The organism is Phaeobacter sp. BS52, assembly GCF_045040595.1.
GTDB lineage: Bacteria > Pseudomonadota > Alphaproteobacteria > Rhodobacterales > Rhodobacteraceae > Phaeobacter > Phaeobacter piscinae.
Genome location: NZ_CP090662.1, coordinates 313,402 through 328,101, shown reverse-complemented (window position 1 = coordinate 328,101; position 14,700 = coordinate 313,402). Strand labels below are relative to the sequence as shown.

Sequence of the window (14,700 nt, the reverse complement as noted above, 5' to 3'; positions counted from 1 at the left end):
CAGCGCCGGGCCATGCCCGGCCCCAAAACACATGCTGCCCCGCCGGAGGCAGAAAGGGGGTCAAAGACCCCCGCCCCTTTTCCCAACATCTCGACAGACACGGCGGCAAAATAGGCCGCGCCGGAGGGGGCCTTGTAACACCCCCCTCCACGAATACGAAAGCGAAGGCCAGCGCAAATGGAAGCGGATATCCTGCATTCAGGCTTTGATGGGCTTAAATTCACCGTTGAAACTGATATTCCGGCAGAGCTGCGCACCGCGCTTGCAGAAGCCAAAGCACTGGCAATCCAGACCAATGCCGAGACCCTGTTAGAGTTCGGTCCTGTGGCCCTCTCAGTGCGCCGCACAGGCGGGTCTGCCTTTTCTGCCCACACTGGCGAATACGGAGCCGAATGGTACTTCCTCGACCCGGAAAACCGCCCTGCGAACAATCCCGGCATCACTGTGGATTTCCGGGCCTTCCTGCTGGCGACTGGCGGGCTGGACGCCGCAGAGAAACACTTTCGGGATTGCATGGATGCGTTTGGCATCCGCTATGCCGAGCACCTCTTGCGCGTGACCCGCGTGGATTATGCCATCGACTTTCTCGCCCCATGGTTTGAACCCGACCGCGAGGCGCTGGTGGTGCCCCCCCGGCACCCGCGTGCAGGAACACACCGGCATTGATGAAACCGAAACCCATGCCACTGGCGCACGCGTCACCGGCCTGCGCGCCGGGGCCGTCGCCAACCGGCAATTGGCGATCTACGACAAGCGCCAAGAGGTCATGCAAAAGGGCAAGCTGGGCTGGCTCACCATCTGGAACGACGCTCGCGCCCAATTGAACCGCACTCCCTTGGATCTGTCCGACCGGCTAGCCAGCCAAGTCTGGCGGTTCGAATTACGTATGGGGGCCAAGCAACTCCGCAACCGCTGGGAAATGCGGTCATGGCAAGACCTACGCGATATGGTCGGCGACGCCTACACCGAGTTCTGCGAAAAGATCCGCTACACCACGCCCTCCGGTGACAGCAACCGCGCCCGATGGCCCACGCATGACCTCTGGCACGACGTCACCAGCGTCATCGCCAATGATTTGCATGAGAATTGTTCCGGCGTGCTGCCAAGTGAGGTGATAGAGACCAACCGTTCCGAACACATGCGGATGCTGGACCGGCAAATCCTTGGTCTGCTGGTGTCCCGTGCAGCAGCGTCAGAGGTCCGGCCAAGCGAATTCCAAGGTTTTCTGGATCGCCATATCGAAACACTGAAACTACTATCTGAAGAACACCCCACTCCCCTGCCCGAACGCCTAAGCAAGGCAGCCGCGCGGTATCGCTTCAAGTAATCCTGAACCTGTCTGCGTTCAGCATCAATGGCAGCGAAGCGCAGGTTGCGGACTTCGCAAACTCGGGGTGATCCCTTCCCAGTCGTGGCCAAGTCTCAGCGCGCCACGCAATAGATGTTTGAAAATTGAGTGTGTCTCTGTTGCGGCATCGGATGCCGCTGGCCTTGGTGCCAGCGCAATGCGATGAAACTCGCTAAAGCCGGATGAGCTCACTTCTTGGATGGAACAGCTTCCACGAATACCAGTATTCGTCGGAGGTCATGACCATCTCTAAGTTGGATTGGATCGGCCCGCTCTTGTACTTGCCGCGTACATCCCAGATCGTGCCTGTTGCCACATCTTTCAGGTCACTACCCTCAGAGAGCGACAGATCGATAGGCGTGCCATTCGCGAAGGATCTAAACGCGTTGACGGCTTTGTCCTGCGCCACGAGGAACAGACCGCGCGCGTCATTCTTAACTACGCCCTTCTCCAAGACTTCGTCCTTCACGTAGACGATCTGTGGGCTGACGGACGGGTCCGTGATGCCGATAACAGACGTTCGAGCGGGGAACGACTTATCCCGCTTTGCGGACGATAAACCCGGTGTCAAATCGCCTTTGGTCAACTTCTCCCATGCCCCTGGGATTGGCAGCGCAAAGGGACGGAAGTCGTGTTCGGTCACATGTGGCATCAAAGGCATCTCATCTAGCTCCTTGACCTGCTTCCAGGTCAGGAACTGGAACATCACCATCTCCAGCGTCAGGGGATGAAGAGGACCAATAACCGACTCAAACGTGCCTTGTTGAAAGAACGTACCGGTCTTGCGGTCCGCAAGAACCATATTGCCGTTCTTCATCGCCCCTACATAGAGCGGCCCGATGTCTGTGACATCGAACGGAATAACGCTCCGGCACAGCGCGCAATACGTCAGTGAGACAAGACGGTCGCCAAACCAATCATTTATGATGTGGCCATGGATCAGGTAGTCGAGCGGGTATGCCTTGGTGATACCGTTGTGTTCGATGATCGCCACCTGCGCGTCGTCCTTGATTGGCAATGCGCGTGGGTCGTCAGACATCTCTGGATAGTCCACAGCCGGGAAAGCCACAGATGGGTAGAGGTTGTAAATGATGAACACCGATAGACCGATCAGCGCCAAGGGCACCGCATGCGTCCAGGGGAACACCCCTGTTTGGACAATCATCCACCCCTGCCATGCTACGACGAACAGAGTGATACCCCAGACAACCGGCTTTCGGATGAGTGAGTGGTAGTAGACCGCCGAAAGTGGAATAGCCGTTACAAGGATCAGCGGGATGAACACCAAACTGACAACGAGGGCGGTCAAAGCAAGCAGATAGAAAATGAGAAGCGTCATATTTGGCGTCCGTTATTGGGTGAAAGTGGTGGCTTAGCCAGCGAGGGCCGCATTGAGCTTTTCCTGACCCGCGTCAGACAGAACGGTGAAGCAGTCGCCGATGTACTGCTCGCCAATGAACAACTGCGGCACAGAACCAATGCCACCCGTTTTGTCTTCCATCTCGGCCTGCATCTCCGCTGACTCCGCCACGTTCACCTCGTCGTAAGAAAGGCCCTTTTCATCAAGGAAGCCCTTGAGTTTTTGGCAGAAATGACACTGAGGCCGTGTGTAAAGGAGAATGTTTGACATGTGTGATACTCCCAAAGATTTTTTAGGATCCGACTAAAGTGACCGATTGGTCATAAAATGACCCGTGGGTCACTTCATTGACCGAAGGGTCATCTTCTGTCAAGAGAAAAGATATTGAACGCGCAGCAGCGGGAGCATCGCAGCTATGGAAACCATGTTGGGTTCGAAGTCAGAGCCAGACCAAGAACTGTCGCGCTCGCAGCGTCGCCGTCGCGACGACATCGTCGAAGCTGCGCTAAAAGTCTTTGAACGGGATGGCTATGAAGCGGCGAAGATGATCGACATCGCAAAGGAAGCAGAGGTCGCGAAGGGGACACTCTACCTCTACTTTGAGAACAAATCGGTTCTGTTGGAAGGTGTGATACAAACAGCAATCCTACCGGCACTGGAACAGATTGGCGGTGTCGCGAAGGTCCATACCGGTAGCGCTCAGGAGCTACTCGAACATCACATTCGGATAATCGCCGCCCGACAAGCTTCGCCGGAAATGAAGATGCTGATCAGGCTCATGATCTCAGCACCGGAGCAACACAGTCAACTCATCAAGTTCTTCCATGCCCATGTTGTTAAAGAGGGATTGGAGCTGATAAGGTCAACTTTGCGCAAGGGGGTTGAAAGCGGAGAATTCCGCCAGGACGCAGCCGACATGGACCCTCTCGTTTTGGTGGGTGCGCACGTTTACGCTCCAGTTTGGCACAACCTGTTTCAAGAAGAAGGGCCGCTAGATATTGAGCGGCTCGTCGAAGGCAATCTGAAAATGGTTATGAGCGGTCTACTGGTTCGTTCCTGAAGGATTTGAACTGAAAACTCACAGAGTTAGATAGCGCTCTAGGATGACCGCTCTCATGGCGCCTGCTGGGACTGCAACATGGCCGTGCTGCACTTTTTCAGTTTCAGGTCGCGATTTTGCTCTGCTAGAGCAATGTCGGCCAGGACTGCGGTCTGTGTGTCCGCGAAGGATGGGTTTTGCAGTTGCAGCGAATGTCCTCTTTGACGGGCTGCGCCGCGGCAACGTGAAGGTAGGTCGAATGTCTGGTATTGGCCGATCCAGAAACTTTGCAAATGTCACTAACTCCGCGTTGCTGACCTCTACACTGATCGCACCATCGCCTGGATCAATTGGACAGACTTGAAGGTCCGCTTTCGGGAGACCTTTCGCGCTCGCAGCGGCGCCTGCGCTGCGCCCTACCTGAATGTCGTGATTGGGCTGAGAGCGGGCCGTGTAGGGCCTTAGGAAGGTTGACCCGCGCTTGCAATAGCCTCGCGCCCCTACCCCCGCCCGTCGTCTATGCTTCGAGAGCGGGGGCGACCGGTTTGTGACAGCTGTAACAGCGGGCCTGCGGCGGGCGCGCGTTTTCCTCGCCCCCTGCCCCTGTTCATCTTGCTCGCAGCGGCGCCTGCGCTGCGCCCTACCTGAATGTCGTGATTGGGCTGAGAGCGGGCCGTGTAGGGCCTTAGGAAGGTTGACCCGCGCTTGCAATAGCCTCGCGCCCCTACCCCCGCCCGTCGTCTATGCTTCGAGAGCGGGGGCGACCGGTTTGTGACAGCTGTAACAGCGGGCCTGCGGCGGGCGCGCGTTTTCCTCGCCCCCTGCCCCTGTTCATCTTGACCTGCGCCGTAGCTACGCGTCGCACGGACCGCCCGCCCTGCACTTGGCAGCGTTGCCTTTTGGCACCACCACCAAAGCGCTACCGTTTGCTTCCACAGTGCTTCCGCAAATCTCGAGGCGGCAACGCAAAAAGCGCCCCATAGGACGCTAGTGCATTGATAAATATAAGATATATTTGGTTGCGGGAGTAGGATTTGAACCTACGACCTTCAGGTTATGAGCCTGACGAGCTACCGGGCTGCTCCATCCCGCGACAGTATAGTTTTTCCTCATTGCGTTTTGTTGCCTGAGGCTGCCGCTGCTTGATCACGCGTGTTGTGACTGAGCGTCTGTGTCTTCAGATGTTTGTGTCTGAAGGTATATTTTATTGGTATCGTTTGTGTTTATGGATTTTTCTAGGTTTGGCGGTGACCTACTCTCCCACGCCTTAAGACGCAGTACCATCGGCGCAACAGTGCTTAACTTCCGGGTTCGGGATGGGACCGGGTGTTTCACTTGCGCTATGACCACCAAACCGAGGAAAATCCATATTCGCGACGTTTGGGTTTTGAGACGTCGCGGAGATACAATCGACATGAAGTCCAAGTTTTGTGTTTTGCTTTTGGTTCTTGTGTCACTGACTGTTACTGGAACAGATCAAGCCTATCGGGCGATTAGTACCGGTCAACTGAATGCATTGCTGCACTTACATCTCCGGCCTATTGACGAGGTGGTCTACCTCGGCCCTCAGGGATACCTTGTTTTGAGGGGGGCTTCCCGCTTAGATGCCTTCAGCGGTTATCCTGTCCGATCATAGCTACCCTGCACTGCTGCTGGCGCAACAACAGGTCCACCAGTGGATCGTTCACCCCGGTCCTCTCGTACTAGGGGCAACTCCTCTCAAGTATCCTACACCCACGGCAGATAGGGACCGAACTGTCTCACGACGTTCTAAACCCAGCTCACGTACCTCTTTAAACGGCGAACAGCCGTACCCTTGGGACCTGCTCCAGCCCCAGGATGAGATGAGCCGACATCGAGGTGCCAAACACTGCCGTCGATATGGACTCTTGGGCAGTATCAGCCTGTTATCCCCGGCGTACCTTTTATCCGTTGAGCGATGGCCCTCCCACTTGGGACCACCGGATCACTATGGCCGACTTTCGTCTCTGCTCGACTTGTCAGTCTCGCAGTCAGGCTGGCTTCTGCCATTGCACTCAACGAGCGATTTCCGACCGCTCTGAGCCAACCTTCGCGCGCCTCCGTTACGCTTTAGGAGGCGACCGCCCCAGTCAAACTACCCGCCACGCAGGGCCCGGATCCGGATAACGGACCGCGGTTAGACATCAAGAGTGCGAAGGGTGGTATCTCAAGGGAGGCTCCACCGGAACTAGCGTTCCGGTTTCGATGCCTACCACCTATCCTGCACATCACAATCCTGATGCCAGTGCGAAGCTGTAGTAAAGGTGCACGGGGTCTTTCCGTCTAACCGCGGGAAGCCTGCATCTTGACAGGCAATTCAATTTCGCTGAGTCGATGTTGGAGACAGCGGGGAAGTCGTTACGCCATTCGTGCAGGTCGGAACTTACCCGACAAGGAATTTCGCTACCTTAGGACCGTTATAGTTACGGCCGCCGTTTACCTGGGCTTCAATTCGGAGCTCTCACCCCTCCTTTTAACCTTCAGGCACCGGGCAGGCGTCAGACCCTATACGTCGTCTTGCGACTTCGCAGAGCCCTGTGTTTTTAATAAACAGTCGCCACCCCCTGGTTTGTGCCCCCAGCTCCAAGTTGCCTTGGAACCGGGCCTCCTTCTCGCGAACTTACGGAGGTATTTTGCCGAGTTCCTTCAACATCGTTCTCTCAAGCGCCTTGGTATTCTCTACCAGTCCACCTGTGTCGGTTTAGGGTACGGTCTCATGGAGGGCTATTTCCAGGGACTGATCAGCAGCCCATTCAATCCGATAAGGATGAACTACCTTCACAATCCGTCACATCCTCCTGGCCTAGGAATATTAACCTAGTTCCCATCGGCTACGCCTTTCGGCCTCGCCTTAGGGGCTAGCTTACCCTGCTCAGATTAGCTTTAAGCAGGAACCCTTGGACTTTCGGCGAGAGTGTCTCTCACACTCTTTGTCGCTACTCATGTCATCATTCTCGCTAGTGATCTCTCCACGGGATCGCTCACGCGCCCGCTTTCATCGAAAGCTTCGTGTCTCCGATGTGTCCGAGGACACTAAGGAGACATGAAGCTATGTCACACTACGCTCTGCTACCATGCACTATGTGCATCCTAAGCTTCGGCTCATGGCTTGAGCCCCGTTACATCTTCGCCGCAGGACGTCTTAATTAGACCAGTGAGCTGTTACGCTATCTTTAAAGGATGGCTGCTTCTAAGCCAACCTCCTGGTTGTTTTGGACATCCCACCTGCTTTCCCACTTAGCCATGAATTAGGGGCCTTAGCTGTAGGTCAGGGTTGTTTCCCTCTCCACTACGGACGTTAGCATCCGCAGTGTGTCTGCCATCTAGTACTCCCGGGTATTCGGAGTTTGGTTAGGATCAGTAAGCCTGTGGGGCCCCATTACCCATCCAGTGCTCTACCCCCCGGGGTATTCGGATGACGCTCTACCTAAATAGATTTCGCAGAGAACCAGCTATCTCCGAGTTTGATTGGCCTTTCACCCCTAGGCACAGCTCATCCCGATCTTTTTCAACAGATGTGGGTTCGGTCCTCCAGTGCATGTTACTGCACCTTCAACCTGGCCATGCCTAGATCACTCGGTTTCGGGTCTGATCCCACGAACTCATGCGCCCTATTAAGACTCGCTTTCGCTGCGCCTACACCTAACGGCTTAAGCTTGCTCGTGAGACCAAGTCGATGACCCATTATACAAAAGGTACGCTGTCAGCCCTCAAGGGGCCTCCAACTGATTGTAGGCGTTCGGTTTCAGGTACTGTTTCACTCCCCTCGTCGGGGTGCTTTTCACCTTTCCCTCACGGTACTGGTTCGCTATCGGTCAGTAAGGAGTACTTAGCCTTCGAAGGTGGTCCTCCGATCTTCAGACAGGATTTCACGTGTCCCGCCCTACTTAATACGTCCTATCATGCTTCATATACGGGGCTATCACCCACTCTGGCTGTGCTTCCCAACACATTCTATTCACACTCAAGGCTCGGCTGGTCCCCGTTCGCTCGCCGCTACTAGGGGAGTATCATATTGATGTCCTTTCCTCCGGGTACTTAGATGTTTCAGTTCCCCGGGTTTGCTCTTAAAACCCTATGTATTCAGGTCTTAAGTACCTGATTAAGCTCATTATTGATAGCAAAGCTAACAATAACAAACTGTCAGGTGGGTTCCCCCATTCGGAAATTCATGGATCAAAGCCTATTCTCAGCTCCCCATGACTTATCGCAGAGTATCACGTCCTTCATCGCCTCTTACTGCCAAGGCATCCACCAAACGCCCTTCTCGCGCTTGATCTGGTCCAGAAAAAGACAGTGAACTGTCACGCCACAGAAGCTGGTAAGAAACTGTGGCCTTATTCTGAACCAAAAGCATACTTTCCCGCTCACTTCCTAAGAAGTGAACATTGGTTCATAAACCTTGCGGAATATGAACCGGGTTAGTGTACTTGACTTGGACAACACTGTGGTTTCAATCCGGCAGACCTTCGCGCGCCCGAGGAAAAGGGCGGATGCAAAGGCTCGCATCAGACCACCGAAGCGGTCCTCAGCACCAAACTGAGGTCGATCCCTTACGCGGGTGACCAACAGTGTTGTTGATTGTATCTCTCTAAACGATGTCAATGTGATCAACCTTCCCGAAGGAACATCGATCCGGTCCGATTGGACGATCAAACACTCAAAGCAAGTGCTTGATGATCAAATCATAGTCTGAAGAATGGTGGGTCGAGGAGGACTTGAACCTCCGACCTCACGCTTATCAGGCGTGCGCTCTAACCACCTGAGCTACCGACCCATTCTATGTGGGCCGTTCGCATGAGTGGTGGAGCCTAGGAGGATCGAACTCCTGACCTCCTGAATGCAAATCAGGCGCTCTCCCAGCTGAGCTAAGGCCCCTTGCTAGATCCTGCCCCAGGGCAAGATCATGACAGTTCTGAAGAGATATGAGGACGGCCTGGTCCGGATGTGATCAGTTTTGATTACTGATCTTATGCTAAGTGTATCACGAGACAGAGCAAGCTCTGATCTAGCTAGATACATCCTTAGAAAGGAGGTGATCCAGCCGCAGGTTCCCCTACGGCTACCTTGTTACGACTTCACCCCAGTCGCTGAGCTCACCGTGGTCCGCTGCCCCCTCGAAAGGTTGGCGCACGGCCTTCGGGTAAACCCAACTCCCATGGTGTGACGGGCGGTGTGTACAAGGCCCGGGAACGTATTCACCGCGTCATGCTGTTACGCGATTACTAGCGATTCCGACTTCATGGGGTCGAGTTGCAGACCCCAATCCGAACTGAGACAGTTTTTTGGGATTAACCCATTGTCACTGCCATTGTAGCACGTGTGTAGCCCAACCCGTAAGGGCCATGAGGACTTGACGTCATCCACACCTTCCTCCCGCTTATCACGGGCAGTTTCCCTAGAGTGCCCAGCCGAACTGCTGGCAACTAAGGATGTGGGTTGCGCTCGTTGCCGGACTTAACCGAACATCTCACGACACGAGCTGACGACAGCCATGCAGCACCTGTCACTAGGTCACCGAAGTGAAAGCCAAATCTCTCTGGCGGTCCTAGGATGTCAAGGGTTGGTAAGGTTCTGCGCGTTGCTTCGAATTAAACCACATGCTCCACCGCTTGTGCGGGCCCCCGTCAATTCCTTTGAGTTTTAATCTTGCGACCGTACTCCCCAGGCGGAATGCTTAATCCGTTAGGTGTGTCACCAACAAGCATGCTTGCTGACGACTGGCATTCATCGTTTACGGTGTGGACTACCAGGGTATCTAATCCTGTTTGCTCCCCACACTTTCGCACCTCAGCGTCAGTATCGAGCCAGTGAGCCGCCTTCGCCACTGGTGTTCCTCCGAATATCTACGAATTTCACCTCTACACTCGGAATTCCACTCACCTCTCTCGAACTCAAGACCAGGAGTTTTGGAGGCAGTTCCAGGGTTGAGCCCTGGGATTTCACCCCCAACTTTCTGATCCGCCTACGTGCGCTTTACGCCCAGTAATTCCGAACAACGCTAACCCCCTCCGTATTACCGCGGCTGCTGGCACGGAGTTAGCCGGGGTTTCTTTACCAGATACTGTCATTATCATCTCTGGCGAAAGAGCTTTACGACCCTAAGGCCTTCATCACTCACGCGGCATGGCTGGATCAGGCTTGCGCCCATTGTCCAAGATTCCCCACTGCTGCCTCCCGTAGGAGTCTGGGCCGTGTCTCAGTCCCAGTGTTGCTGATCATCCTCTAAAACCAGCTATAGATCGTAGACTTGGTAGGCCGTTACCCCACCAACTATCTAATCTAACGCGGGCCGATCCTTCTCCGATAAATCTTTCCCCCGAAGGGCGTATAAGGTATTACTCACCGTTTCCAGTGGCTATTCCTTAGAGAAGGGCACGTTCCCACGCGTTACTAACCCGTCCGCCGCTCACTCCGAAGAGTGCGCTCGACTTGCATGTGTTAGGCCTGCCGCCAGCGTTCGTTCTGAGCCAGGATCAAACTCTCAAGTTGAAAAGCACTTACATGCTTATCCTTGACGTTCGAACCTCTGCACATCTTTGGATGTCCTACCGCTGACGCTACTTGAGGACGGGCCTCAAACAGCACGGCTTCGAACCCGGCTAGGAACTCGAAACGAACATCCAACATTCTCTGTTTCTCGTGCTTCAGTACCAAAGGTACAGAAAGCCGACAAACAGTGAAGCTGACACTAGATCATCGGACAAAAGCCCTACTAGCGTTGATATGAAGAGGTTGATCCATCGAATGAACCAAACCGCCCACATATCTCTTCAGATATCATCAATGTCAAAGAGCATACATCCAGAGACAAAAACCAACAGATGCGCCAAATTCCTGACGCGCCCGCCGATCAAAACCCCATAAATGCCACCGTCTTTCCGATGCGTCCGACCGTCTCTCCAGCCCGTCCCAGCGTCTCTCCGCCGCGTTTCCCGTCCATCCCAGCGTCGCCGCCGTCCCGTCCGGTGTGTCTCAGTAGCGCCTCAGCGCCGCCGGTGAAGGGGGTTCTAAGGTGAGTTACCGATGGCCGCAACACCAAAATCAAAGAAAATCAAAGTTTCCGCAGAGAAAAACGTGAAATCAAACAAAATCAGATAGTTACACGCCAACAAAGTCAGCATACCTGACCCGAAATCCACCCCAACCCTGCCAATACTCTCCTCCAAATCCACCCAAACCCAACTTACCCACAGACTCGCCCCACATATCCACAGACTCGCAAAACACACAAACAAGCCAACCAACCAAAATCACCGAAAAACGCAGGTCAGATATCCTTCATCAGACGCAGCGCGTCATAGATGGCGGCGTGGGTATTGCGGGCAGACACCGCATCTCCGATCCGAAAGAGCTGAAATCCCCCCTGCCCAGCCTCTGCCGTCCCAAGCGGCTGCGGCCTCCCGGCGATCAAGGCGTCATAATCAACCTCTCCGCCATTCACACTCAGCGGCTTCAGATCAAAATAGAGATCATCCAGCGGCAGGGTGCCGTAGTTCAGCACGATCTGATCATACTGCTTGCTGGAGTGATGGGCGCTGTAGTCGGTTCCCAGCACCGCTCGCAGGCGGTTGCCCTCCTTCTCCACTCCAAGCAGACGTCTGGCCACGGTGAACGTCACATCCCGCTCCTGCAGGCTGCGCATATACGGAACCAGGTTCATCGCCATCACATTGGGGGCAAAGACGCGGTCCGGGGTCATCACCTCAACCGTTGCCCCCGCCTTGGCGGCAACCTCGGCCGCCTGAAGCGCCGGGTGATCGCCGCTTTCGTCATATATAAGAACCGATCCGCCGGGCGTCACATCCCCCGAAATGATATCCCAGGCCGAAACAACATGCGCTGCCTCCTCGCCCGCCTCGAATAGCTGCATATTCGGCAGCCCGCCGGTTGCAATGATCACAACATCAGGAGAGAGAGCGGTCACATCCTCTGCCTCCGCCCAGGTGTTGAAGCGGAACTGCACATCCCGTGCGGCACATTGCGCCATGCGCCAGTCAATGATGCCCATCATCTCGCGGCGGCGCTGGTTTTGTGCGGTGAGCCGGACCTGTCCGCCGGGATCGGGGGCGGCCTCAAAGACGGTGACCGCATGACCGCGTTCTGCCGCAACGCGCGCCGCCTCCAGACCGCCGGGGCCTGCGCCGACCACCACCACCTGCTTACGGGCCTCAGCCCGAGGGATCACATGCGGCATTGTCAACTCGCGCCCGGTTGCGGCGTTGTGAATGCACAGCGCCTCCCCCGCCTGATAGATCCGGTCCAGACAATAGGTGGCGCCGACACAGGGGCGGATGTCATCCTCGCGCCCCTCGGTGATCTTCTGCACAATATGCGGATCAGCCATATGGGCGCGGGTCATGCCCACCATGTCCAGAAGACCGTCCGAAATGGCATGACGCGCGGTGGCCACGTCGGGGATCCGCGCGGCATGAAAGGTGGGCAGGCCTGTGGCCTTTTTGACCTCACCGGCAAAATCCAGATGCGGTGCCGATGCCATCCCCTGCACTGGGATCACATCGGTCATTGCCGGATCCGTGTGGATGCGGCCCCGGATCACGTTCAGGAAATCGACCATCCCGCTGGCGGCCAGACGTTTGGAGATCTCCAGCCCCTCCTCAGGGGTGATCCCGCCCGTCTGCGCCTCATCCGCCGTATACCGCAGGCCAACGATAAAATCGCTGCCGACCCGGTCACGCACTGCCGTCAGCACCGCCATCGGCAGCGCCATCCGGCTGTCCAGCGTCTGACCCCCGTAGGGCCCATCCAGATCATTGGTCAGCGGAGACCAGAACTGGTCCAGCAGATGGCCATAGACCTGCAGTTCGATCCCATCCATGCCGCCTGCCTTCATCCGCTCCGCCGCATCTGCGAAATCGGCGATGACGCGGGTGATGTCCCAATCCTCCGCCAGCTTTGGAAAAGCGCGGTGCGCAGGTTCGCGGTGGCGCGAGGAGCTGATTGAGGGCAGCCAATCCCCCTTGTCCCAGCCCGTGCGTCGCCCCAGATGGGTCAGCTGGATCATCGCCGCGCAACCATGCTCATGCAGCTGATCGGTCAGATTGCGGATCCAGGGCACCACCTCATCCTTATAGGCCAGGATATTGTTGAACACCGGCGGGCTGTCACGCGATACCGCAGCAGAGCCCGCCGTCATCGCCAGCGCCACACCCGCCTTGGCCCGTTCCGCGTGATAGGCCGCATAGCGTTCCTTGGGCATACCCTCTTCCGGATAGGCTGGTTCGTGGCTGGTGGTCATGATCCGGTTGCGCAGGGTAAGGTGTTTCAGCTGATAGGGCTGCAGCAAAGGGTCGTTGGACATAACAGGCTCCTGTGGCGACAAGACAGCCGTTTGTTTGGCTTCAGATTCCCCAGTATGATCACAACTCTGGACAGATGTGTCAGGTCAATTTCCGACTCCGATAGGACTCATCGACGACACAGGCGACATCGCCACAGCCCGCACCTTTTACTACGCGCTCTCCGCATCAAAGGAGGTGAACTCTCGCTGTCGGCTGCGAAAGAACTGTTTCAACCCGCGTTTGAAGTGACGGACCTTGGCCGATTGCAGCAAATCCTGATGGCTCAGCACCCAGATCGGCGCATAGTCCTGCGGCGCAATCCCGGGCAGCGGCGCCAGATCCGGATCACTCCGTCCCAAGTACACCGGCATCCTGACGGCCCCCATTCCGGCCTTGGCCGCCGCAATCAGTGAGGTCATATCGTCAAACCGTGCCCGTATCCGCGCATTGGGATAGTGCTGCAGCGCGGCTTTTGGTGGCGCGCCATATCCGCTGTAGATCACCCAGTCGAGCGGCGCCTCCGGATCGGCGGCCGCCTGCGCCACCAGATCGGGCCGCGCAACGCAGGCGGTTTTCTGATCGGCCAGATGCAGGCCCACCAGCGTGTCGCCCGGCGTCTTGCTGATCCGGATCGCCAGATCCGCCTCGCGCCGGGTCAGGTCCAGCACCTCGTTTGTCGCCCGCACGGTCAGCGCAACCTCCGGATGGGTCGCACAGAACTCCGCCAGAAATGGCGCCAGATGAGACTGGATCAACAGCTGGGGCGCCGTCAGCACCAACTCCCCCGACAGGCTCTGATCGCGCCCAGAGAGGTTCCGTAACGCCGATTGCTCCGCCTGCTCCATCCGCCGGGCCGCAGCGGCCAGGTCTTCAGCTTCCGCCGTGGCCAGATAGCCATCGGGGCGGCGTTCAAACAACGGTCGCCCCAGCATATCCTCGGCCCGCTGCACACGGCGCGCAACGGTGGTGTAACTGACGGAGAGCGCCTGCCCCGCCCCGGCCAGAGATCCGGCCCGCACCAGTGCCAGAATGGTCCGCATGTCGTCCCAGTTGATTTGCATACATGCGTTTTCGCATGAGCAATACGCAAATGCATGTGTTTTCTTGCGGATCACCTCTTGGCATCAGGTTCATATCAACACTGAAAGGACAGACGATGGCCTATGTATATGTAAACCTCCTGCTGAAAGACCCCGACACCATGGCCGCCTACCGCGAGAAAGCCGGGGCGGCTCTGCAGAAACACGGGGCAAAAGTGCTGGTCTCCACCCCGCGGCAAACCGTGATCGAAGGCACGCGTGATGCCACCGGTATCGGTGTCATCCTGGAATTCGCCAACGCCGACGCCGCCAAGGCTTGGATCAATGATCCCGATTTGCAGGAGACGCACGCCCTGCGCCAGCGCGCAGGCAAAAGCGCGATTACACTTCTGGCCTGACAGAACCCCAGGCAGAGACCCCCGCCCGTCGGCTGGCGGCAGTGCCACCAGCTGCCGTTGGGCGTGGCGCCGCGCCCCTTGGGCCCGGCGCAGGTCGCGCGCGGCCACATCTCATGCGCCCCATTTGCTCCGCTCTGGCTTCCAACACAGCAACGGGCCACGCCCGCGCCGGGCGTCAGCCCGGCGCCACGA

General features: G+C 56.7%; 6 protein-coding genes, 3 tRNA genes, 3 rRNA genes and 1 pseudogene. 3 read left to right on the top strand and 10 right to left on the bottom strand.

Annotated elements, in window-relative coordinates:
• The first annotated feature begins 177 nt into the window (after window positions 1-177).
• A pseudogene (locus tag L0Z65_RS01570) lies at window positions 178-1,327 on the top strand (hypothetical protein).
• A gap of 193 nt (window positions 1,328-1,520) precedes the next feature.
• Here L0Z65_RS01570 and L0Z65_RS01565 read toward each other — a convergent pair.
• Together L0Z65_RS01565 and L0Z65_RS01560 are read right to left on the bottom strand one after the other, a co-directional pair.
• Complete coding sequence (locus tag L0Z65_RS01565) at window positions 1,521-2,687, bottom strand: DUF3179 domain-containing (seleno)protein (protein WP_405110139.1); 1,167 nt, start codon at window positions 2,685-2,687, stop codon at window positions 1,521-1,523.
• A gap of 33 nt (window positions 2,688-2,720) precedes the next feature.
• Window positions 2,721-2,978 carry a glutaredoxin domain-containing protein gene (locus L0Z65_RS01560; RefSeq protein WP_096871805.1) on the bottom strand — a complete coding sequence of 86 codons (258 nt, stop codon included), beginning with the start codon at window positions 2,976-2,978 and terminating at the stop codon, window positions 2,721-2,723.
• A 145-nt stretch (window positions 2,979-3,123) separates the two neighbouring features.
• Here L0Z65_RS01560 and L0Z65_RS01555 point away from each other — a divergent pair, with 145 nt between their 5' ends.
• Window positions 3,124-3,768: a TetR/AcrR family transcriptional regulator gene (locus L0Z65_RS01555; protein ID WP_096871806.1), complete on the top strand. Its 645-nt coding sequence runs from the start codon at window positions 3,124-3,126 to the stop codon at window positions 3,766-3,768.
• A gap of 995 nt (window positions 3,769-4,763) precedes the next feature.
• Here the strand turns inward: L0Z65_RS01555 and L0Z65_RS01550 are convergent.
• The 8 genes from L0Z65_RS01550 to L0Z65_RS01515 all read right to left on the bottom strand — a co-directional run bounded on the left by L0Z65_RS01550 (window position 4,764) and on the right by L0Z65_RS01515 (window position 14,131).
• Window positions 4,764-4,840, bottom strand: a tRNA-Met gene (locus L0Z65_RS01550).
• A gap of 146 nt (window positions 4,841-4,986) precedes the next feature.
• Window positions 4,987-5,101, bottom strand: a 5S ribosomal RNA gene (gene rrf / locus L0Z65_RS01545).
• Between the two features lie 118 nt (window positions 5,102-5,219).
• Window positions 5,220-8,047, bottom strand: a 23S ribosomal RNA gene (locus L0Z65_RS01540).
• A 421-nt stretch (window positions 8,048-8,468) separates the two neighbouring features.
• Window positions 8,469-8,545 (bottom strand) — tRNA-Ile (locus L0Z65_RS01535).
• 25 nt (window positions 8,546-8,570) lie between these two features.
• A tRNA-Ala gene (locus tag L0Z65_RS01530) sits at window positions 8,571-8,646 on the bottom strand.
• A gap of 150 nt (window positions 8,647-8,796) precedes the next feature.
• A 16S ribosomal RNA gene (locus L0Z65_RS01525) occupies window positions 8,797-10,260 on the bottom strand.
• The 16S, 23S and 5S rRNA genes sit together here with 3 tRNA genes alongside, the layout of an rRNA operon.
• Window positions 10,261-11,038: 778 nt before the next feature.
• Window positions 11,039-13,090 carry an FAD-dependent oxidoreductase gene (locus tag L0Z65_RS01520; RefSeq protein WP_405110135.1) on the bottom strand — a complete coding sequence of 684 codons (2,052 nt, stop codon included), beginning with the start codon at window positions 13,088-13,090 and terminating at the stop codon, window positions 11,039-11,041.
• A 150-nt stretch (window positions 13,091-13,240) separates the two neighbouring features.
• Window positions 13,241-14,131: a LysR family transcriptional regulator gene (locus tag L0Z65_RS01515; RefSeq protein WP_405110132.1), complete on the bottom strand. Its 891-nt coding sequence runs from the start codon at window positions 14,129-14,131 to the stop codon at window positions 13,241-13,243.
• A 95-nt stretch (window positions 14,132-14,226) separates the two neighbouring features.
• On the opposite strand from L0Z65_RS01515, the gene L0Z65_RS01510 reads away from it, so the two are divergent.
• Window positions 14,227-14,508, top strand: coding sequence for a DUF1330 domain-containing protein (locus L0Z65_RS01510; RefSeq protein WP_405110129.1), 282 nt, complete (start codon window positions 14,227-14,229; stop codon window positions 14,506-14,508).
• Window positions 14,509-14,700 lie beyond the last annotated feature (192 nt).